The organism is Guptibacillus sedimenti (assembly GCF_028610665.1).
In the GTDB taxonomy this organism is placed as follows: domain Bacteria; phylum Bacillota; class Bacilli; order Bacillales; family Guptibacillaceae; genus Guptibacillus; species Guptibacillus sedimenti.
This window is the reverse complement of record NZ_JAQQWV010000002.1, coordinates 244,727-265,714: the sequence shown is the minus strand read 5'-3', so window position 1 is coordinate 265,714 and position 20,988 is coordinate 244,727. Positions and strand designations below refer to the sequence as shown.

General features: G+C 41.4%; 25 protein-coding genes. 5 read left to right on the top strand and 20 right to left on the bottom strand.

The genetic code is table 11. From position 1 onward, the window contains the following. Positions 1-90: 90 nt before the first annotated feature. On the bottom strand, positions 91-3,273 hold the full coding sequence (locus PQ578_RS09635; RefSeq protein WP_273833912.1) for a DEAD/DEAH box helicase: 3,183 nt from the start codon (positions 3,271-3,273) through the stop codon (positions 91-93). Positions 3,274-3,391: 118 nt separating this feature from the next. Between PQ578_RS09635 and PQ578_RS09630 the strand changes: the two genes are divergently transcribed. Together PQ578_RS09630 and PQ578_RS09625 are read left to right on the top strand one after the other, a co-directional pair. Then, entirely contained in the window at positions 3,392-3,601 is a 210-nt protein-coding gene (locus tag PQ578_RS09630) for a hypothetical protein (RefSeq protein ID WP_273833910.1), read from the top strand. Positions 3,602-3,620: 19 nt separating this feature from the next. Next, entirely contained in the window at positions 3,621-3,998 is a 378-nt protein-coding gene (locus tag PQ578_RS09625; protein WP_273833908.1) for a carbonic anhydrase, read from the top strand. Positions 3,999-4,033: 35 nt separating this feature from the next. On the opposite strand, the gene PQ578_RS09620 is transcribed toward PQ578_RS09625, so the two are convergent. After that, the gene (locus PQ578_RS09620; protein WP_273833906.1) at positions 4,034-5,332 is read right to left on the bottom strand and encodes a DUF5050 domain-containing protein; all 1,299 of its coding nucleotides are present in this window, start codon (positions 5,330-5,332) and stop codon (positions 4,034-4,036) included. 12 nt (positions 5,333-5,344) lie between these two features. Then, positions 5,345-5,695: a hypothetical protein gene (locus PQ578_RS09615; protein WP_273833904.1), complete on the bottom strand. Its 351-nt coding sequence runs from the start codon at positions 5,693-5,695 to the stop codon at positions 5,345-5,347. A gap of 158 nt (positions 5,696-5,853) precedes the next feature. Between PQ578_RS09615 and PQ578_RS09610 the strand changes: the two genes are divergently transcribed. After that, on the top strand, positions 5,854-7,092 hold the full coding sequence (locus PQ578_RS09610; protein WP_273833902.1) for a hypothetical protein: 1,239 nt from the start codon (positions 5,854-5,856) through the stop codon (positions 7,090-7,092). 202 nt (positions 7,093-7,294) lie between these two features. On the opposite strand, the gene PQ578_RS09605 is transcribed toward PQ578_RS09610, so the two are convergent. The 15 genes from PQ578_RS09605 to PQ578_RS09535 form a co-directional block, all read right to left on the bottom strand. Continuing rightward, positions 7,295-9,004 carry an ABC transporter ATP-binding protein gene (locus tag PQ578_RS09605; protein WP_273833900.1) on the bottom strand — a complete coding sequence of 570 codons (1,710 nt, stop codon included), beginning with the start codon at positions 9,002-9,004 and terminating at the stop codon, positions 7,295-7,297. A gap of 227 nt (positions 9,005-9,231) precedes the next feature. Beyond that, positions 9,232-10,443 carry a Bcr/CflA family efflux MFS transporter gene (locus PQ578_RS09600; protein WP_273834958.1) on the bottom strand — a complete coding sequence of 404 codons (1,212 nt, stop codon included), beginning with the start codon at positions 10,441-10,443 and terminating at the stop codon, positions 9,232-9,234. 353 nt (positions 10,444-10,796) lie between these two features. After that, on the bottom strand, positions 10,797-11,651 hold the full coding sequence (locus PQ578_RS09595; RefSeq protein WP_273833898.1) for an SDR family oxidoreductase: 855 nt from the start codon (positions 11,649-11,651) through the stop codon (positions 10,797-10,799). 149 nt (positions 11,652-11,800) lie between these two features. Beyond that, entirely contained in the window at positions 11,801-12,085 is a 285-nt protein-coding gene (locus PQ578_RS09590) for a hypothetical protein (protein WP_273833895.1), read from the bottom strand. A gap of 27 nt (positions 12,086-12,112) precedes the next feature. Then, positions 12,113-12,286, bottom strand: coding sequence for a hypothetical protein (locus PQ578_RS09585; protein ID WP_273833893.1), 174 nt, complete (start codon positions 12,284-12,286; stop codon positions 12,113-12,115). 25 nt (positions 12,287-12,311) lie between these two features. Further along, on the bottom strand, positions 12,312-12,539 hold the full coding sequence (locus PQ578_RS09580; protein WP_273833892.1) for a hypothetical protein: 228 nt from the start codon (positions 12,537-12,539) through the stop codon (positions 12,312-12,314). Between the two features lie 140 nt (positions 12,540-12,679). Continuing rightward, complete coding sequence (locus tag PQ578_RS09575) at positions 12,680-13,096, bottom strand: hypothetical protein (RefSeq protein ID WP_273833890.1); 417 nt, start codon at positions 13,094-13,096, stop codon at positions 12,680-12,682. Next, positions 13,065-13,232 (bottom strand): DUF4083 domain-containing protein, encoded by a 168-nt coding sequence (locus tag PQ578_RS09570; protein ID WP_273833888.1) that lies wholly within the window; start codon positions 13,230-13,232, stop codon positions 13,065-13,067. The genes PQ578_RS09575 and PQ578_RS09570 overlap by 32 nt, the downstream gene beginning before the upstream one ends. 204 nt (positions 13,233-13,436) lie before the next feature. Then, positions 13,437-13,952 carry a DinB family protein gene (locus PQ578_RS09565; RefSeq protein ID WP_273833886.1) on the bottom strand — a complete coding sequence of 172 codons (516 nt, stop codon included), beginning with the start codon at positions 13,950-13,952 and terminating at the stop codon, positions 13,437-13,439. Between the two features lie 160 nt (positions 13,953-14,112). Further along, entirely contained in the window at positions 14,113-14,529 is a 417-nt protein-coding gene (gene fosB, locus PQ578_RS09560) for a metallothiol transferase FosB (RefSeq protein WP_273833884.1), read from the bottom strand. Between the two features lie 33 nt (positions 14,530-14,562). Beyond that, positions 14,563-15,132 carry a cysteine hydrolase family protein gene (locus tag PQ578_RS09555; protein ID WP_273833882.1) on the bottom strand — a complete coding sequence of 190 codons (570 nt, stop codon included), beginning with the start codon at positions 15,130-15,132 and terminating at the stop codon, positions 14,563-14,565. Positions 15,133-15,229: 97 nt separating this feature from the next. Beyond that, on the bottom strand, positions 15,230-15,433 hold the full coding sequence (locus PQ578_RS09550) for a hypothetical protein (RefSeq protein ID WP_273833881.1): 204 nt from the start codon (positions 15,431-15,433) through the stop codon (positions 15,230-15,232). 31 nt (positions 15,434-15,464) lie between these two features. Then, the gene (locus PQ578_RS09545) at positions 15,465-15,632 is read right to left on the bottom strand and encodes a hypothetical protein (RefSeq protein ID WP_273833878.1); all 168 of its coding nucleotides are present in this window, start codon (positions 15,630-15,632) and stop codon (positions 15,465-15,467) included. Between the two features lie 121 nt (positions 15,633-15,753). Continuing rightward, on the bottom strand, positions 15,754-17,100 hold the full coding sequence (locus PQ578_RS09540; RefSeq protein ID WP_273833876.1) for a sensor histidine kinase: 1,347 nt from the start codon (positions 17,098-17,100) through the stop codon (positions 15,754-15,756). A gap of 24 nt (positions 17,101-17,124) precedes the next feature. Continuing rightward, positions 17,125-17,814, bottom strand: a complete 690-nt coding sequence (locus PQ578_RS09535; RefSeq protein ID WP_273833873.1) for a response regulator transcription factor — start codon at positions 17,812-17,814, stop codon at positions 17,125-17,127. A gap of 169 nt (positions 17,815-17,983) precedes the next feature. Between PQ578_RS09535 and PQ578_RS09530 the strand changes: the two genes are divergently transcribed. Continuing rightward, entirely contained in the window at positions 17,984-18,358 is a 375-nt protein-coding gene (locus PQ578_RS09530) for a PepSY domain-containing protein (RefSeq protein WP_273833871.1), read from the top strand. A gap of 43 nt (positions 18,359-18,401) precedes the next feature. On the opposite strand, the gene PQ578_RS09525 is transcribed toward PQ578_RS09530, so the two are convergent. Both PQ578_RS09525 and PQ578_RS09520 read right to left on the bottom strand, forming a co-directional pair. Further along, positions 18,402-18,605 (bottom strand): hypothetical protein, encoded by a 204-nt coding sequence (locus PQ578_RS09525; protein WP_273833869.1) that lies wholly within the window; start codon positions 18,603-18,605, stop codon positions 18,402-18,404. A 64-nt stretch (positions 18,606-18,669) separates the two neighbouring features. Next, positions 18,670-19,611: an alpha/beta hydrolase gene (locus tag PQ578_RS09520; RefSeq protein WP_420541556.1), complete on the bottom strand. Its 942-nt coding sequence runs from the start codon at positions 19,609-19,611 to the stop codon at positions 18,670-18,672. Between the two features lie 163 nt (positions 19,612-19,774). Here PQ578_RS09520 and PQ578_RS09515 point away from each other — a divergent pair, with 163 nt between their 5' ends. Then, positions 19,775-20,671, top strand: coding sequence for an ArsR/SmtB family transcription factor (locus tag PQ578_RS09515; RefSeq protein WP_273833865.1), 897 nt, complete (start codon positions 19,775-19,777; stop codon positions 20,669-20,671). Positions 20,672-20,988 lie beyond the last annotated feature (317 nt).

The window sequence follows — 20,988 nt, the reverse complement described above, 5'->3', positions numbered from 1 at the left end:
TTCTGGAAGAAATTGTTTTTTGTAAAGAAAGGGTGTTAGAAAAAGGAAAGCAAAAGAGCCTGAAGCGGCTTTGCTTCAGGCTCTTTTTATCTATGCATCCATTAGAATCTCACGAATATCTTCTTCGGTTAAGGAAGTCTTTGTTTTCTCTTCTGAATCAATTAATTCTGAAATGAGCTCACGCTTTTTCTCCTGAAGATCATTCATCTTTTCTTCAATCGTCCCCCTTGCGACAAGTTTAACGACGTTGACCACCTTATCTTGGCCAATCCGATGCGTTCGGTCTGCCGCTTGTTCTTCAACAGCGGGATTCCACCAGAGATCATAAAGAACGACCGTATCCGCTCCGGTTAAATTCAAACCTGTTCCCCCAGCTTTTAAAGAAATCAGAAATACATCGCGTTCGCCATCGTTAAATCGATCGCACGTCTCCACTCTTTCTTCAGCAGGCGTCTCGCCATCCAGGTAGAAAAAGCTTTGTCCTCTTGCTGCAAGCTCTCTTCCGATCAACTGAAGCATTTTTGTAAATTGAGAGAAAATCAGCATCCTTCTCCCGGATCGTCTCGAATCCTCGATAATCTGAAGTAGCTGCTCGAATTTAGCCGAACTCCCTTTGTAGCCATCCACAAATAGGGATGGATGACAGCAAATCTGGCGCAGACGCGTTAACCCAGCTAGAATTTTAATTCGATTTTTACGAATCGTGTCTCGATCGAGATGTTTCAACGTATCGGTTCTTAGCTTTGCAAGGTATGCTGCGTACAGCTTCTTCTGTTCAGGCAATAGCTCGGTTAATTCAAGTGATTCAAGCTTTTCTGGTAATTCTGCCAGGACATCTTCTTTCATTCTTCTTAATAAAAAGGGTTGTACTCTCCTTGCGATCGTTTTCTTTGTTAAATTGCTGTAGGCTTTGATCCCTTTAAAAAGCTCTGGAAAGACAACGTGATAAATCGACCAAAGCTCTTCAATCGCATTTTCTACCGGAGTGCCAGTTAAACCAAACCGGTGATCCGCTTTGATTTTCTTAACCGTTCTGGCCGTTTGCGTTGAAGGGTTTTTAAACGCCTGAGCTTCATCAAAAAAGACCGTATGGAAGGTTTGCTTTTCATACCAGTGGATGTCGCGACGAAGTAACGGATAAGACGTAATCACCACATCCACCTCCTTGCTCGTCTGCTGAAGCTTGTCTCGCGTTGATTGATTGCCATCAATAATCTGCGCTTGAAGCTCCGGAGCAAACTTCTTTATTTCATTGAACCAATTATACGTAAGCGAGGAAGGACACACGATCAGAACCGGTTTATGCTCTTCACGAATAGCGTTAAGCTCAGACACGATATACGTGATGCTTTGCAGCGTTTTTCCAAGTCCCATATCATCCGCTAACACTCCGCCAAACCCGTAGCTCGCTAAGGTTTTCATCCATTGATAGCCCTGTATTTGATAATCTCTCAAAATGTGATCCAACGATTCGGGCACTTTAAACTCATCTTGATTCGGAAGACGCATCGTGTCTAGAAAGTTACGAAACGATGTGTCTGCTAGAAAGATGCTATTCGTTTCAATTGTCCCCACTAAACTCGCGCTTTTTTTAACGGGAAGCGAAAAATATGGCTCAAACTTTTCCTGCGGGGGGACCGTAGTTAGAAACTCATGCATATCCTCCATTTCTTTCGTTTCAAGGGACAAAAGCGATCCATTTGGCAGGCGATAATACTTACGCTTTTCTTCTAATGCCGCTAATATTTCCCTAATTTGATTGTCAGATATGCCGTCCATTTCAAAGGTGAATTCTAACCAATTTGTCCGCTCTCGTTTCTTCAGCTTTACATTTATTTTGGGATAGTGCTTCTTTCGAACGAGTCGATTTCGAACAGCTGTTGTCGCGTAAAGCTTCAACATTGATTGTAGTTTTGGAACGGTATGATGAAGAAAATTATACTCAAGTTCTTCATTTTGCATCATATAGCCGCCATCTGTTTTTGAAAACCCGCTTTCTTCCATCATGTTCAGAATTTCTTCTTCACGCTCGATATCTCGAATGATCATGGAACCCGGGACATCCCGCCGTTCTAATGGCTGAATAACCACTTCTTCATACTGAAATTCAAGCCCTGCCAGTAGTCGGTTTTTCAATCGATCGAGATAGAGTCGTGCCTTTAACGGTGTCTTCATATACGTTTCACGAAAAGCTTTTGAAAGCTCCACATGCCCCATTCGCTTCAAATCAGGAACAACCTTTTCAAGAAATTGATCCATTTGTTCGTACGCAATTGGAATCTGATTGTTTTCTGACGGAAGCATCTTCTTTAACTCAGCCATGCGGGTAAAGTCTTGTCTATCTAATTGAAAGATGATTCCTTTATATAAAAGCGATTGATAGCTATGTAAAAGCGTCATCTGCTCAAAACCTTTAATCGTAATGCGACAGTGTTTTTCATCCCATACGTCAATCAAAAAACGAATCGGGGGCGAGCCTTTTTCTACTCTTACGTGTTCAAACAAAGATCCTCTATGTGCCATTTTGACCTTGTCAGCGCTGGTGATGAATGAGATCAAACTGCTCCATGAAGAAGGCGAAATCAGTAACGTATCGGACCGCTGATCGTCACGCCACAAAGGGAGCGATTGAAGCAACGTTTTTTCATCACGAGCCACGCGGATTAAATGATGGAGAATGGCATCTGCTTCATTTGAAAAGCAGTGACTTTCCGGATGATAGATTACGTCAGGAGAGACTTCATTGACGTTCCCCTCGTGTACATCGTGAAGAAAGTCGCGAATCGAAGAAACTTTCACGTGTTCGACAGCAACTTCAACTCCCAGTAAATCCTGATCGCGAAGTGAAACAGGCTTCAATGTAAACCCCACATCAAGCACCTTTCGCTTTTCAAAAAAGCGTTGGTGACCGCTTTCTGGAGTTAATTTATTGGTAAATAGCGTCATGAAATCTTCTGCCAAGCTGTCCTCATCCTGCACGGCCGTTTCTTTTTGTTGAGCGTGACGGATGCCGATTAACACGGCCGCAATGTGCTGACAATCTTTTTGAAAGGTTGCAAGCGATGGGCAGCTACATTCTGCCTTAATGTGTCCGTTTTCCTCTGTCGTTACCGTGACATAAAAGTCTTCCATTCCGTGAACTGTCGCTTCATATCTCATCGAGTGATCGTGATGAAGCGTCACTTTATTGGAATAAAAATAAGACTCCCCCTTTTTAAAAGAGCGTTCCCCACACATTTCTTTTATAAGCTTATTGCTGATTTTACGATCCATGTCATCCCGACCCTTTATCATATGGTTGTTTCATTTTATCATAGTAGCGAAATTCTATGCCTATACGCCACTCCATCTGTTTACATACACTAACGTACAACTGTTGAAGGGGGAACCGATGTTGCAAAGACCACTTTATTACGCTGCCTACGGAAGCGACTATCCCGGATTCGGTTACCATCATGGATATGGAAGCGATCATCCTGGATTCAAGTACCATCACGGACACGGAAGTTATTATCCTGGCTATGGTGTTCACCACGGGCCAGCCACTTATTATCCAGGTTCTCGATTACATCATAGCTATCGTACATGCCATGGACGTTAGCGGGAAATGAAGGTGTCAAATGAGAAAGCGATTCGGAACCGCGTTAAATTGTATTGATGGCCGAACACAAATTCCAGTAACAGAGTGGCTTAAAGCACATTACCAGCTTGATTACATTGACCTGATTACAGAGCCAGGCATGGACCGGGTGCTCTCTCATGGCCCGGCCTGCGAAGTTGCCGGATTAAGAGAAAACACCATCGTGTCCTTAACTGCACACGCTTCTCAAGTCATTGCGGTTGTGGGTCATTTTGACTGTGCCGCGAACCCAGTGAGTAAGTGCCAACATTTTAAAGACATTGCTACTTCCACTCAGGTTGTAAGGTCATGGGGGTTCGCTCACGTTATTGGGCTCTGGGTCGATGAATATGGACGCATCGAGGTTGTCTGCACCTAAGTAAAAGAGCCGCTCCATAATAGGAGACGGCTCTTTTACTTAGTTTTCTTCGCGAATTTATCTATCAAAAACCCTACAATCAATGCAATTAAACTACCTGGCACCATGCCAATCGCTACAATGCTAATGGCAATACCAACCCACGGATTGGTCATTATCCCAAGAATAAAGCTACTAATAAAAACAGCGACTGCTAATAGTAAGCTAATTAGACCCGTTCGGTATGGCTTCCCATACTTTTTATAGGAATAGAGTGTGACCAAACATAGCAAGACGGTATACAAAATCGCGATTGCCGTAGAGCTCGTGAAAATGTTCAGCGCTTCTCTAAGCCAATGGCTGTTTGTGGATTCCGGTAGATCCATCGTAATGTTGTCCATTTCATTCGTATTGAAATCCACCGTCTTCAATTGATACTTTTCTGGATGACCGGACCAATTCGTGTACTCGAGAAAAGCGATTTTGTCAGACTGGTGAAAGAAATCCGGTGACACAACAGAAGATTCTAATGTCGTGAGCTGTTTTGTCTTATCCCCATTTAAATCTCGATAGTAGAGTTCATATTTGAATAACGAGCTGTCCGATTCCTCTGACACATCTGTATACGTGAACGCTTGTTTCTCTTCATCATAATCCCAGTCGTATAAGGAACCCACTTCAGTCGGTACCCAGTCCGCCCTTCTTTCTCTCTTATCTTCTACATGATAAGCATAGATTTTATCACTATTCCCATTAAATAACGTGTAATAGAGCTCTGAACCATCAGTCGAGATGGCAAGATGGTTCATTGTAAAATGATCTTGATCAGTTAATTTCTGCTCATTCTTCCCTTCTCGATCGACCGAATGAAGATCAAACCCTTCTTTCGTTTCCCCTTCTGCTTTTCCCACGGCCTCTGCCGACATTCCGACAAAATAGATTTTGTTCTTAGAAAAGACCGCTTCTTCGACATGAATCGTATCATCCGTTAGTTTCTTAGGATTCTCGCCATTCAAATCGGCTATGTACAATGACTGGATGCGATCACGATTTTGAGATAAATAGAGCAACTTCTCTCCGTTTGGAGATAAGTCTGGCTTTCGGTGCCGTTCCTCATCCGGATGGATTATTTGTTCGACTGCACTGCCATCGATATTTGCGCGATAGATCGATTCCTTCCCATCTTGATAATAAGAAAAGTAGACTTTACGGTCATCCTCTGAAAGCTTAACCGAATCCCCTAATCCCGTATAACCAAGATATGGATCTTCCTCATTGAGGAAATTGTAGGCAATGGACGCAGCAAGCAAGACCAAACAAATCAGACTAGCATATAAAACTGTTTTTTGTTTCATTCATTTCCCCCCTTACACTGGCAGTCCCCAAAAATAAATAAACACACTTAAAAAAAGTACAGTCGTCATCCCTTTCACTTTGCTTCTTTTCCATACGATCACGCTCGTAAAAACCGTGCCAGGAATAAGAAAAAGAAGGCCAACCACTTTCAAGCTATTGATGGTGAGGGCATCTCCTATGGAGACAATAAATAAACCTAAGCCAATGAATCCTCCTGTAAAAAGAGATTTTAATGTAAGAAAGGTTTCTCTCACTTCCTTACGCTCTGTCTCAGACATCTTCGCGTAGCCGATGATGGAAGCAGCGAGTGGGAAACCGAACGCGATAATTGTCGGCACAAGTGCATCAATGATTTCAAACACGAAAATGCTCCTTTCCATATAACCGATACAATTATTTCAAATATTGGAAATAAACTCAAGATTGGATTCAATTCATTTTCTTACAAAAAATCCGTTTTACCCCAATAAAATAGGGAATCTATTTTTTATCATAAAAATTGGTGTGGGAGGAAAAGAACGTGAGTCAAGGAACATTATCGGTTGGTTTGGTCACACCACCCGGATACCCCAAAAAGCTTAGTGAACAATTAAGCGGCGAATTACCTGAGCTACTAAGCTATTACGTGAGAGATGAATGCGAATGGAACGTAGATTCAAGGGTGGATCCGCTCACTGGCGTTACGGAAAACCCTGAAGAAGTATTAGAAGCGGGTTGTAAAAGAAAAGAAAACGAAGATTGGGATTATATCGTTTGTTTGACGGACCTGCCCTTCTTTGATGGAAAGAAACCCATCTTAGCTGAAGCTTCTACTGATCGCAAAGTGGCTATCATCAGTCTTCCTGGCCTCGGCTCTACTCCGATGGTGAAACGCATTCGGCAATCGATCCTGCAGTTAGTGAATGAAATGTATTATGGAAGTCCTGACAGCGATCGTGAAAAGGCCCAACAGCGAATCCAGGCGAAAAGCGACCAGAAAAACGAGAAGTTAAAAAACAAAGGCTCCAAGCAACTTTTTAAAAGGGGAAGCGTTGAACGATTTTCTCCAATTAAACGCGTGACAAAAGGAGAAAATTCCCCCATTGATGTACAATATATTGTGAAATCCCGTATCAGTGGTGCATTACGCATATTAACCGGCATGGTTCGCGCCAACCGACCATGGGCCATCTTCCCGGCCTTTAAAAAAGTGATTATTTTTGCCTTTGCGACAGGCTCTTACGCACTTGTTTTCCCCACTCTCTGGCAATTAAGTAACAGCTACGGACTATGGAGAATGTTCATGCTAATGGTCGTGTCTTCCTTTTTAATGGTCGGGTGGATTGTCATGGCCCATAATTTATGGGAAAAACCAAGACAGGATCGCGCAAAATACCTTCGAAAGCTGTATAACACCGCCACTATTTTGACGCTACTCGTCACGATAGGGATTTATTACATTATTTTATTCTTTATGTTTGGCTTAGCCGTTCTAGCCTTCATTCCAATGGGGCTGTTAGAATCGCAATTATCCGGACCAGTTGGGTATGATAACTACTTCTACATCACGTGGACAGCTACGAGTATTTCAATCATTATTGGCGCGCTTGGGTCTGCACTTGAAAATGAGGAAGTCGTTCTTTCGTCAACGTATGGCTATCGACAGCAGCAGCGCTACAAAACGGCTAATGCTTCCAAGGATGAGGAGGATGATCCAAAACAAGAACAGACCCCTTTCCCGACCGAAATAAAAGCAAACAAGGCAAATGCAGAAAGGTGATGAGCCATCTGATTTGCCTTTTTTTTGCAAGATCTCATCGTTTATCGTTGATTTTGAAACAGTGAATAGGAGGCAAAAAAAGCCTGAGCCTACTAAAGCTCTGGGTACTTCATTCGATGCTATTTTAGAAGATCCATGCTACCGTCTGTGGTTATTAAAATAAAAAAACGATCCCTACGTATGATAGGGATCATTTCATCCATCACCCAAACTGGGCTTTATGCAGACGGCTGTAAATACCGCTTGATTCGATAAGCTCCGCATGGTTTCCTTGCTCGGCAATCCCGTCCTTCGTCACAACCATAATTCGATCAGCATTTTTAATCGTGGCAAGACGGTGGGCAATCACAAGCGTCGTTCGCCCTTCCGTAAGCTCTTCCAGTGACTTTTGAATTGCTACTTCCGTTTCAGTGTCGAGTGCGGAAGTTGCTTCATCTAAAATAAGAATTGGTGGATTTTTCAAGAACATGCGCGCGATTGCAAGCCTCTGTTTTTGTCCTCCAGAAAGCTTTACACCTCTTTCACCAATCACCGTATCCAATCCGTCTTGCTGACGATAAATAAACTCATCTAGCTTTGCTTTCCGTGCGGCCTCAAGTATTTCTTCATCTTCAGCTAAAAGGTTTCCATAAGCGATATTCTCGCGGAACGTTCCTGAGAAAAGAAAAACGTCCTGCTGCACGATCCCAATCTGACTTCTGAGAGAGGATAGCTTCAATTCTCTCACATCAATGCCGTTAATCGTTATCGCACCACCCTGTATTTCATAAAAGCGAGGCAATAAACTACATAATGTTGTTTTGCCCGCACCAGATGGCCCTACAAATGCCACCGTTTCACCAGGCTGTATGGATAAATTGATCTTATTTAATACTGGCGCGTAGCCCTCATAGCCAAACGAAACATCTTGATAGCGAATCTCTCCACCAAGCGCCATTTCAATCGCATCTTCTGAATCTTTAATGTCCGGATCGGTATCAATAATCTCCGTATACCGCTTAAATCCGGCAATGCCTTTCGGATAGCTTTCAATGACAGCATTAATCTTCTGGATCGGTCCGATGAGAATGTTTGATAATAAGATGAACGCAACGAACTCTCCGTACGTGAGCTCTCCTGAAATCACGAAGTAGGTACCGAACAGCAGCGTAAATAGCGTAACGACTCTCATTAATAGATAGTTCGACATCACGTTCTGTGCCATGATTTTATACGATTGAAGCTTTGTAGAGCGATAGCTCTCATTGTTAGTACGGAACTTTTCTTGTTCATGATGTTCGTTCGCAAACGCCTGAACGACGCGAATCCCCCCGATGCTATCTTCTACTCGTGAATTAATTTCAGCGACATCCTGAAACATCCGCCTAAACGTTTTTGTCATCTTTTTATTAAAGTAGATCGCAAGAATAATTAGCAGCGGGATGACAATGAAAGAAAGTACAGCAAGCTTCCAGTTAATCATTAGCATTAATCCAAATGAACCAAGAAGCGTCATCACTGCCACAAACACATCCTCTGGGCCGTGATGCGCTACCTCGCCAATTTCCTCCAGATCTTTTGTCAGCCTTGAGATACTGTGACCAGTTTTACTATTATCATAGTAACCAAATGATAGCTTTTGCATATGGGTAAACAGCTTCTGACGCATATCTGTTTCAATGTTAATTCCGAGCTTATGCCCCCAGTAAGTAACGATAAAATGCAGGCCGGTGTTGATTAAGTAAATAAGGAGCAATCCTGCACAAGCGAGAAGAATGATGCCCCAATTTCCTTCTGGTAGCAACCGATCGATGACCTGGTTCACCGCAAGTGGAAAAGCAAGCTCCAACACACCAACAATGATGGCGGATACGAAATCAAGGATGAATAGCCATTTGTATGGTTTGTAATAAGAAAAGAAGCGTTTAAGCAAATAAATACCCCCTCTAACAAGATCGATTCAATGATATCCCCACAATTGAGATCCATTATCAATTATAGAGTTTTAACTGACTGAATACAATCTTTCTTCTCCTTTGTTCTGCATCTCATGACCTCATTTACGTAAGTTGATTTTACCCTATCTCGTTCTCAGCGAGAAAAAGGAAATGGCAATTAAAAGCAAGGTCCGCTTAGATTGAAGTAAAAAAGCGACTCCCATTAGGAAGTCGCTTCACTACGATGTTTTTTCGTAAGTGTAAAGAAAGTAATCGCCCCAATCGAAGACGTTGTAAAGAGAATCGCTCCCATTGGAATGGCGGTTGATTCATCAATTCCAACAAGAGGTGAAACCATTGAACCGAATAGCAGCGGTAGCATACCAAGTACGGCACTCGCACTTCCTGCCCTGTGTCCCTGCTTATCCATCGCAAGCGTGAACGTACTTGTAAGCACCATCCCCATCGCTGTCATGTAAATGAAAATCGGGATCACAAGCGTCGCAAGCGGTCCTTCAATAATCGTCATAATTAAAAGGAAGGACGTAGCAGTTACCGCCGTAATCACTGCGGTTCGAAGCAAACTTCTTTCATGAAAGTAGGCACTTAACTTACCAATCATAAAGCTCCCTGAAATAATTGCGAGCCCGTTAATCCCAAATAATAGACTAAACAACTGCGGAGAAACGTTGTAAATCCCCTGGTAAACGAAAGGTGTTCCGGAAACGTAGGCAAAGCTACCACCGTGGACAAAGCCAATCGTTAATGCATAGCCAATAAAGGAACGATCTTTCAGCAAACTTCCCATCGTACGAACCGATTGCTTCACCGTGCTTGGCAGCCTTTTTTCAGGTGGTAGCGTCTCTGGTAGTCGTAGGCCAATGACCGTTACGATAATCAATCCAAGAAGACCTAGGAAATAAAAAATGGTATTCCACGTCGCAAATGGCAAAAGTAAAATCGCTCCACCTGCAATGGGCGCAATCATTGGGGCCGTTGCATTAATCACCATCAAAAGCGCGAAGAACTTCGTGAGCTCTCGTCCACTAAACACATCACGAACAACCGCACGTGAGAGCACAACACCAGCTGATGCTGTAAAGCCCTGAAGGAAACGGGCAATCACGAGTGTCAGAATGTTCGGTGCAACTGCACAAAGAATCGAGGCAACCGCAAATAAGAAAATAAAAATTAATAATGGCTTACGTCTTCCCTGTGCATCACTATAAGGACCTATTACGATTTGCCCAATCGCAAGTCCAATGAGACAGGTTGTTAAACTAAGTTGAACGAGCGAGGCGCTCGCATTTAAATCACTCGCAATCCCTGGAAAACTAGGGAGATACATATCAATATTTAATGGGCCCATAATTCCGAGCATCCCTAGTAGTAAAGCGAGTCCGATCCGTTCTTTTCCTGTTGGGTTATGAAGCATAAAAGTGACACCTTTCTCTTCTCTAGTTACACGTTCATCTGATTCTAGCAAACCATCATTTCCAATACAATCGATATGATTTCATTTAGAAAATTAAAAAACGATTCCCTTTCGAAAAAGGAACCGTTATATTCATCATCCAAACTGTGCTTTATGCGAACGATTGTAAATGCCGCTCACTCTTGAAAACTGATCCATGAGTGAGCGATTTTTTTGGTAAAGGCGCGGTTTGGCCAATAAATTGTGATTTTAGCCAATATATCTCGAATTTGGCCAATAAAATCTCAGTTTGGCCAATAAATTTCGTTTTTGGCCAATAAACGGCCATTCCGACGATCAACCCGACCACGTGATCAGGAAGACATAAAGTCTCCGCCATTCACATGAATGCACTGGCCAGTCATGTAAGAACCGTCATCAGACGCTAGCAAGACATATGGCCCAAACAGTTCAGACGGTTGACCCGGGCGTCCCATCGGATTGTCTGTACCAAATTCTGCAACGGAATCTTCATCAAACGTAGATGGAATGAGCGGTGTCCAGATTGGTCCTGGAGCCACCATGTTGACGCGAATGCCTTTATCAACAAGGTTCGCAGCCATACTGCGCGTAAATGCCACAATCGCACCTTTCGTTGACGTATAGTCAATTAACACTTTGTTTCCTGTGTATGGATTAATCGATGTTGTATTAATAATCGAGCTTCCTTTTTGTAGATGCGGCACCGCGTACTTCGTCATATTAAAGACGGAATACACATTTGTTTTAAACGTTTGATCCCACTGCTCGTAAGAAATGTCTTCAATGCTTTCTGTTGGAAATTGAATCGCTGCGTTATTCACGAGGATGTCGAGCTTTCCAAAGTGATCAAGCGTTTTGTCGATAAGATCCTTACATTCTTTCTCTTCCGATACATCTCCTGGAATCAAGAAACATTTGACGCCTTCTTCCTCAACAAATTTCTTTGTTTCGTCCGCGTCACTTTGTTCTTTTTCAAGATAGTTGATCGCGACGTGTGCGCCTTCTTTCGCATAGGCGATGGCCACCGCGCGACCAATGCCGCTGTCTCCACCAGTTATGAGCGCCACTTTGTTCTCAAGCTTGTGACTGCCTATGTATTCATGCGGTTGATCCGGTCTTGGCGTCATTTGCGATTCAATACCAGGTTGCTCTGCCTGCGTTTGTTTTGGTTGTCCGTTTTTGCTCACGATGTATCTCTCCTTTTTTCTTCCATAATGGTTAGTTTAATAATGCTGTTTTATTGAGATACCACGGAAGAAATAAGTGTAAACATTTGTAAGCGAATGCAAACTGAAAAGGGTAAGAATGGATTAGTCTCCATCTTCTGCACCAGGGCTTAGAGGCCGATGAAATAAGTTATCCATACTGCCGCAACAGCTAGACCAGACATAATCGCCATGCCGACATCTAACATCGCAAGATTTCTGTGACCATCGTTCAGGTTTCTAACCGCACTATGTACCATTCGAATCAACCAAAACATGAGTAAAAATCCCCAACCTATGTAATCATTAAAAGGATCCGGATCAAACAAAAATTGAACAGCTCCGATAAAGAGCGCGGCATAAATCAGCCCTCTTACAATCTTTCTACTCTTCTTTGACCAACTATTCTCCTTCATAATCATCTCTTTTCTATACGATTCAATCTATTTCATCCCTTTGATGATAAGCTTGCCAACCACTCTAGCGAGTAATCCCACAACCAAAGCAATCACAATGCTTATTACGATATTGTCAGTCACTGAGATTCCAACATTAAACCCAATCGCAAGCGCAATGCCTATTACGACACCAAGCAGTATTCCCTGCATTTGACTCATTTGAACACCTCCATCTTCTCTGAACCTATTCCTCCGAACCCCCACCGTCCAGCTCTTCTTCCACTTCCCCCTCATACCGACGACTTGGATGAGTAAGGATCGCACCATATTTCCATAGTCGAACTTGCCTCACCAAAAGAGTAATAAAAAGACCAGCCATCGCGATAAACTGCCCCGCTTTATAGCTGGTTAATAGTGAGTAAATTAGTAGAAAACCTGAAGGAATCGCAAGGATGATTTGTACTTTCTTCATGTACGCCCTCCTTTTCGCAACAAGCTTCTTAATCAAACTGCTGCTAGATAATATGAAAAGAAAGGAAAAATCCTTTACTCGATTCAGTGGATCTATCCTTTCTCTATGAAGTACACATCTCAGCCTAATTCGCTTCTTCCTTAACCTCTTTCCAGACCTTCTCGCTTCATCCGTTTCCATTGAACCACTAGTTGAACGAGCGCGATGGATACCACGATCCAGAAAATTCGATTTTCAAAAGATAATCCGACCGTCGATTCCCCACCAGCCAAGTTTAGGGCAAACATCAAAATAAAAACATAGAGGAGAAAAACAAGCTGTGACTTGAACATGTCTTTCTCGGGAGAGGTTTGCTTGTTTTTGTTGATAGCATTGATAAAAAGCATACCAAGCAACAACAAAAATATAACATTTTGGGGGATAACCTCTTTTAAAAAGAACGTTGGAAAGTAGTCATAGATTAATAGGAGCGTAATGAAAAGAAACAAAAAACCATCTAAAACCCTATATAAATAGCCATTCCCCTTATCGATCAGACTGCGATCTTTCTCTTTCAAGCAGCTGATCGACCTTTTCTTCGACACGATCAAGCTTCGAACTTCTCTTTTTCAAACTTACGATTAAAAAAACAATCCCCGCTACTACCCCAAACATTAAAGAAAACGAAATCAGTTGAAATACGATATCGCCCATATGTACACCTGTCCCTTACGCGTAATTTTTTAACGCATTGCTAGGCGGATACTTGCCTCTCCTAAACCTCACCTTGATTTTACCATTTATCCAAAAGTTTGTTTCCCTTATTTTCCATTAATAACAATGTCGTTTATCAGCCCGATAAAATCAAATGAAAAAACGACTTGTGCATGCACAAGTCGTCTTCCTTCTATAGCCAAATTAGCCTTGTTCAGGATAGTCTAAATATCGGTTAATATCAGATGGGGTTAATAGATCCGTGTCAACAGGCTCATAGCCAAGAGCACGAGCAAGTATTACAATCTGCCCCTTGTGATGAAATTCATGTGTAATCGTATGCGTGAGTAACCATAAGGGAGAAAGTTCTTCTTCCTCTTCTTTCCAGGAAACTTCCCGACTAATCTTTTCATCGAAGCGCTCATCATATTCCTCTAGAAAACGATAGACTAGCTCATCAACCTGTTCAAACACCTTCCTCATCTCATTAACACTTGTCACTTCTAACTCATTCACGACAGGTTCTGATGTTTCAAGAGCAAATCGACCGATCCAGCTCTGGTAGCATTCAGCGATATGTACATGAAGGTTTCTGATTGAGCCCCATCCATATCCATCGACTTCTTTTAGATAATCCTCTTGTTCGATTTTTTCACAAAAGTGAAAGAGAACTTTACGCGTATGCTTGATTAAATCATACTGCTCTTTTAATACGTTCATTGTATTGCCTCCTGTAGTCTAAAGTTCGCCCACTCTAACGTCCTATTCCATCTATTATGTATTCCTCTTCAAGGGTTTACTAAACCTATAAAACTCTTATTAGTTAATGGTCACATTCTCTATGTTGCAAAAGCATATATTACCCTACAATTAACTCAACTCACTCAAAAAAATCCATATATGCCTTGTCTTGTTTATAATAACGTATCCGATCTTCTAACGTTCCCGTATGAAATTCGAATTTGTGTCCATCCAGATCAGTGAAATAAATTGATTGCTTGTCTCGGTGATCTCTCTCCCGTCCTGATAGAATTTTCACGTTAAGGTCAACTAATTTCCGCGTTATTTTCTCTATGTCTTCTTCAATAGTAAAAGCAATATGCGTGTAAGACTGGGCAATCTCATTTCTCGAAATGTCAGTCTCTTCATTCAGCGCAAGCCACATTCCATTCAGATCAAAGTAAGCTGTTCGTTTTCCTTTCACAAGTAACTTAGCATCAAAAACATTTTGATAAAATGCAATCGATCGTTCCAGATTGCAAACTGAAAATAAGAAGTGATTAATGCCTTTTATCAATGAAACTACCTCCACGTTTAATTTGGTGATATTTTACCGCTCAGATACAAGATCAAAAGTTTGCAATAGTTCTTCCGTCTTTAAAATCGTCGCAAATTCTTCATGTAATGTCGCTAAGGTGAACATGTGAACCAATTCTGGATCATGGTAACGACCATCATGATCTTTGAGTCCATAAGCTGCTGTGGCGTCTGAAATCAAATAAGTATTAAATCCCAGATTCCCACTCATTCTTGTCGTCGTGGAAACGCAGTGTGGTGTCGTTAACCCTGTGATGACTACCTCCGATAAGTTATTTTCGTGGAGGTAGTTTTCTAGATTGGTACCGATAAAAGCACTATTCACCTTCTTTGTAAAAATCACGTCTTCGGCTTGAGGCTTAACGATGTTCTTTATCTCATACCCCTCTTGTCCGTGGTAGAATACAGATGCTGGATCATCAGATCGATGCTGAATGTAAATGACACAATCTCCATTCGCTCTCCAGGCGTCTAACAGCTTACGTATATTTGCTTCTGCTTGATGATTGTTTCGCTCTCCCCATTTCTCGTCCTCGAACGCTTTTTGAACATCAACGATTAAAAGTACGCGATTTGATTTCATACGTTGCCTCCTGTTCCTCTTTTTATCAGTCATTTTACTTTTTCGATAAATAAGAGAAGGCACCTTCTTTTTTCAACACATGTTAAAAAGCTTTCCCTCAAGAGAGAAAGCTTACAAGTGTGAACGCGCCGCTCATTAAAATGTACTTCCGTGGCCATTTTGCGTCTTTTTCTTTAAATGAAGAACGTCGTATATCAACAATCACCATCATGATGAAAACAAGAAGAAGAGAAAATAATACCATCTCAGAAACCGTAAAGATTTGATAGAAGCTCCCGATAAAAAGAATCGTGAAAGTCATCACCAGTAAACCCAGCGGAACATGAACGGCCTTAAAACTCACTCTTATCTTTTACAACCGCCTGATTTTGCTCCAGAACTTCAATACGTTCCTCAAGCGCTCTTCGTGACCGCTTTACTTTTCTAACGATGAAATAGATGATCGCTCCTACAATGCTTAACCAAAACAACAATGGAAATAAGGCAATAAGGATTGACACTTCTCCAACTCCTTTTGAATGATTTACTACAAAACATTTACCAAAACAACTTTAACATATTTATCCAATAATAGGTTGTTTTGTCACTCGCTTAAAAACCAACAACCCTTCTTAAGACTTTTTATCCTGAAATCACAGGTAGTAATACAGTAAATGTGCTACCAACCGCTTCTTCACTTTCCACTTCAATCTTACCTTGATGATTCTCGACGATTTCCTTCGCGATCGATAAACCAAGTCCCGTACCCCCTGTTTCTCGTGAACGGTTTTTATCAACGCGATAAAAGCGAGAAAAAATCTTCGGGATTTCTTCACGGCGAATACCGATTCCTGTATCCGAGATGCTTAGAATTACCTTGTTCTCTGCCTCTCTTAAACGGACGGTAATCTTGCCTTCCGTTGTATACCTCTCTGCATTTTCTACTATAATGACCGCCACTTGTCTGAGCTGTTCACGATCACCTGACACTAGGACATTTTGCTCAAAATTTGCAGATATCGGTACATGTGAACGTGCTTCGAATTGGGCAATCACCCCCTGAACAATTTCAGTCAGATCCACTTTTTCAAGAGTTGTTTCCATATGTTCATTTCGAGCGATGGTGAGCATTTGTTCTAAAATGTGCTTCATACGTTTACTTTCATCATCCAAGGCTTGTATGGATGTTTCCAGTACGTCGGGATCGTACTTCCCCCACCTTTTAATTAAATTTAAATGGCCACGAAAAGAGGTTAACGGCGTTCTTAATTCGTGAGAAGCATTCGAGACGAAGCTTTTCTCCCGCTCAAACTGCTCTTCCAACTGCTGAAGTAACTGATTAAACGTACTAGCAAGTTCTTTCAATTCTTTCGGGTTCGAAGGTTCAGAAATTCGTTTTTGCAAATCCGATGATCCTTCGATTCCATTCACTTCATCTGTTATATTCAGGAGCGGATGCAGTCTTTTTTTCGTAAATTGATAGATAAGAATAGATCCTAGAAGAATGCTTACTAGTCCGGTAACGAGAAGAATGGTGAAGATCAGCTGAAGGAATTCAAGCTCTTCCTCCAGTGGTACTTTTATATGTATCACACCATCGCCAAACGTTATATCACTCTTATAAAATAATCCTTCTTCTTTATTCCAAATGTAGTGATCCAACCAGGGCACATTCATTTCATCTTTCGGATCTAGTTCTTCCTCATCACCTACTTGTGCCAGAATTTCTCCATGTTGAAGAATTTCAACATAATAGTCCGTATTGTCAGGATAAAGAACTTCTTCTAGCGACTGCTGAACACCACTTTCCTCTGTAACTTTCAGTAGTTTTTCTTCCATCGCTTCGATCTCATCCTGGGTCGCTTCAAGCAAGAAAAATCCGATCGCACTAAGTACGACGATACCTATGATGATCAGGGAAATAATAAACTGCCATACATACCAGGAAGTGAATTGTTTTAGTAGCGATTGACTTCGGTGTTTACTCATATATTCCACCTCTAATTCCTGGCTTTATGAAGAACGAAGGATATAGCCAATTCCTCTTACCGTATGAATGAGCGTTGGCTCGTAGTCTCTATCCAATTTGTTGCGAAGGTAGCGAATGTAGACGTCAACGACATTCGTTTCGCCTGCAAAATCATAGCCCCATACAGCGGAAAGAAGCCATTCACGACCGAGGGCCTCCCCCTCATGCTTCATGAGAAAAACAAGCAAATCAAACTCACGCTGTGTGAGTTCAATCTCGTTACCTTCTCGAGTAACGCGACGACTTTTCAAATTCACTTCTAGGTTCTCAATCACTAACTTATCTTCTTTCGCTTTTTCCCCCTGAGCCTGAGCACGTCTTAATACTGCACGAATTCGTGCCAGCAACTCTTCAATTTCAAATGGTTTTGTAATGTAATCATCTGCGCCACGATCAAGGCCAAGAATTTTATCCCCGACATAATCCCTTGCGGTTAAGATAATAATCGGTACCTGACTCGTTTTTCGAATTCGCCTGCACACTTCAAGCCCATCAAGCTTCGGAAGCATCCAATCAAGGAGAATGACGCTCCATTCCCTTTCTTGAAATCGCGCCATTGCTTCCTCTCCATCTTTCGCTGTCGTCACCTCGTATCCTTCGTGCTTAAGTTCTAACTGCATAAATTGAATGACGTTCACTTCATCTTCTACAAGAAGAATAAATTCTTTCTCCATGTTTTTCACCTCTTCATTTCTTCTTTCTTTATTGTACCTACCCTAACAGCAATAGAAAAATGAGAATTTCATGAGAGAATGCTCATTTATTTCTCATGTAGCTGTCCTTTTTTTATTAGATTGTTTCCTTATCATAGAGGATGTCATACAAACCAAAGGAGGAAACATGATGAAATTCAAAAAAACATTGATTATAGGCGGTACTGTACTAGGACTTGCAGGTGGTGCTTTTCTCTATCAAGGAACAGATGGGATGGAGAATGTGCTTGCTTCAACCAACGTGAGTGAAAGCAAACTAATCGAGGAAGCGAAAATTTCTGAAGCTGAAGCCGAAAAGATAGCGAAGGAAGAAGTTTCTGGAGAAGTAACTGAGAAAGAGGTTGAGAAAGAAAACGGAACGATTGTTTATGAGTTCGACATCAAAACGGATGCTGGTGAAACGGAAGTGGAGATTGATGGAATGAGCGGTGAGGTTCTGCAGGTCGAAGTGGATGACGACGATGATGAGGATGACGATCAGCAAGACACAAAGTCTTCCCAGTAAAACTGGGAGACTTTTTTTATTATTGATTATAAAACGCAAATGGTCATGTTCTATTTTTTAACTTTTGATTTGAGCGATACAGCGAATTACCAATTAACATAAAAAATCCATAGCAAATCGCAACGATGGTGAACGCAGTTAGATGGTCGTTCACAACAAGGAACATTCCGATTAGGATAAAAAGTAAGAGGCCGAGCAAATTAATAATCCAGTAGGGTTTCAACAATAAATTTTTGTTTGACTCCATTTCCGATCTCCCCTTTTCGATTTTTCCCTCTCTCTTACTAGTACGATCCTCCAGATATTTGGTTTCATTTTCCAGTATGGTCATCCCTATTTGTATCCCATTCTGTTACATATTGAACGCCCTCTTCTAACACATCTGGGAAATCACTTGGAAATTCATGTCCCATTCCTTCTTTTACAATGAGTTTGCACGGAATCTGATACGTTTCAAAAAGTTGAACCGCTTCTAATACAGTTTCATAGAAAGGATCTTGATCTCCTGTAATAATGCAGCCTCTTGCATGAGGATTCAGCTGATTTTTTAGTATTTCTTGAAGTGCCTTAAGATCGAAAGCTGGAACAATCGCAATAAAATTGTGAAACTCTTCTACATCAGCTCGCAAACCCATTTGAGTGGCGATATTCCCGCCTTGAGATGCTCCTGCGATGATGTGAACTTTTTCAGCGAGATGATGCTGTTGAATGAACGATTGATAGGTACTTCTCACATCATTCATTGCCATTGTTGCATCATCCCATGAGTAGCATTGGTAGCTAAAAAGCTGAGTGGATTGAGGAAAACCCATAAAGTAATGGTTTGTAATTTCGGGATGAGACCACTGCTTGGAAAACTCTTTACTATTTGACCCTTTCCAGTGCAGTGGGAAGAGAACCGTCTCTGCCTCCTGGTTACCGCGTGTTGTGAAATGAGCATGAGCAGATTCTTTTTCAGTTTCATACATTCGCTGGCATTCTAGCAAAATCTTATTGAACTCAGCATACGGTTTTAGTGTGCTTAAATCTGGATCTGCTGATAATATTTCTGGATTCCACCATAAGCCATGCTCGATCACATCTTGCAGCTCAACTAGCGCTTCCTGATGCTTCCCTTCTAAAACGTACAAACTTGCGATCCAATGTCCCAAACGATCACGTTTCTGAGGGAACTTTTCTTTTGCTTCTTCCATTAACGTAAAAGCTTCCATATTGGCTTTCTTTTCAACAAGATCAATTACCTGTCTTTGCAGTTCAATGAATGTTATTGTAAAAACCTCCCACCTTTTTGATTAGTTCAATATTAATTGAACTAACATATTCAGTCAATGAGTTAATATAAATAATTTAGATTATTCTAATTTAGAACTCATTATGTTAAGCTAATAAAAAAGTTGAGTGATCGGAGGAATTTCTATGTCCTATAACGTTAGTGTGCTAGCTTCTACAGTTTATGAGCTCTTATTAAGCTTTTCTTTATATAAAAGACAAACCCTTATGAAATATTTAGATCTTGGTTCTAAGTGGCCAGGCGAAGTGGAAGAATCGCTTTCCCCTGAATTGAAACAGGCCATCGCATCAAAAGAGAATCTGTTCTTTGAAGATTTACTCGTGCTTTTCATTGAACAATCCCCTTATAAACATGACATCGATTCTTTTTTTGAATGGTTAGGGAATATGTCAGCTGGGGAATTGTTTGAGCGGATCGCTTCTTCGCTCGACGATCAAAGGGCGATACCTACAAATTTATTAGCGCAGCGAGATCAGTCGATTAAATTGTTAAAGGAATGGAATACGCAATATTTTCAGGATCATCGTGAGGGAGTTTTGGAGCGATTAACGGCTGATGCAGAGAGTAAACAAAAGATGTTGGAAGAAGATTCCGGAGAGGAAGTTATTTTGCAAGCTAGTCGTTTTGTGGTGGAGTCGAAAACGGTTCAGAACGTATGCTTAATCCCCTCTCTGCACATTCAACCTATGGCATTGATCGACCATTTGAAAGATACGCTTTATATTAGTTATTCTGTGAAGGATCCTAAAAAGGAACGAAATGAACTTCTCCGTTTTACAAAAGCACTTGGTGATGAAAAGCGATTAAAGATCCTCGAATTTCTGTCTCAAGAGTCCCATACTTTCACAGACATTGTTTCTGAAATCGGGATGGCGAAAGGAAATATCCACCACCACCTTTCGATTTTAAGAGGGGCTGGATTAGTGAATATTCATATTAAGGATGATCGGAATACGTTTTATTATAGTACGAATAAAGAGATTGCAGAGGAGTTTAGGATGTTGGTGGATCAGCTTCTTTAATAGTGCCTGTCACCACCCGAATATTGTTACTTGATGTCGAGAATCACGGCAGGCTTTATAAAGTAATTGATTGTACTTTTCGTATCAAACCCTAACGTCAAACTCTGACTCGCTCTCCCCAGCCCCCTATCACTTTCCTCATCCTTCTCTTTCTTTCTCTTTCTTTCTCTTTATCTTCTTGCTGTTTTGCTCTTGTGCTCTTGAACCACTGAAGGCACTAGATTAGATAGGAAACATTGGACAGAGAATGACTACCTTTACAGCGCTGAAAAAAACATCAGCGCTGTAAAAGTAGCCGTCCTTTCGACTGAAGTATA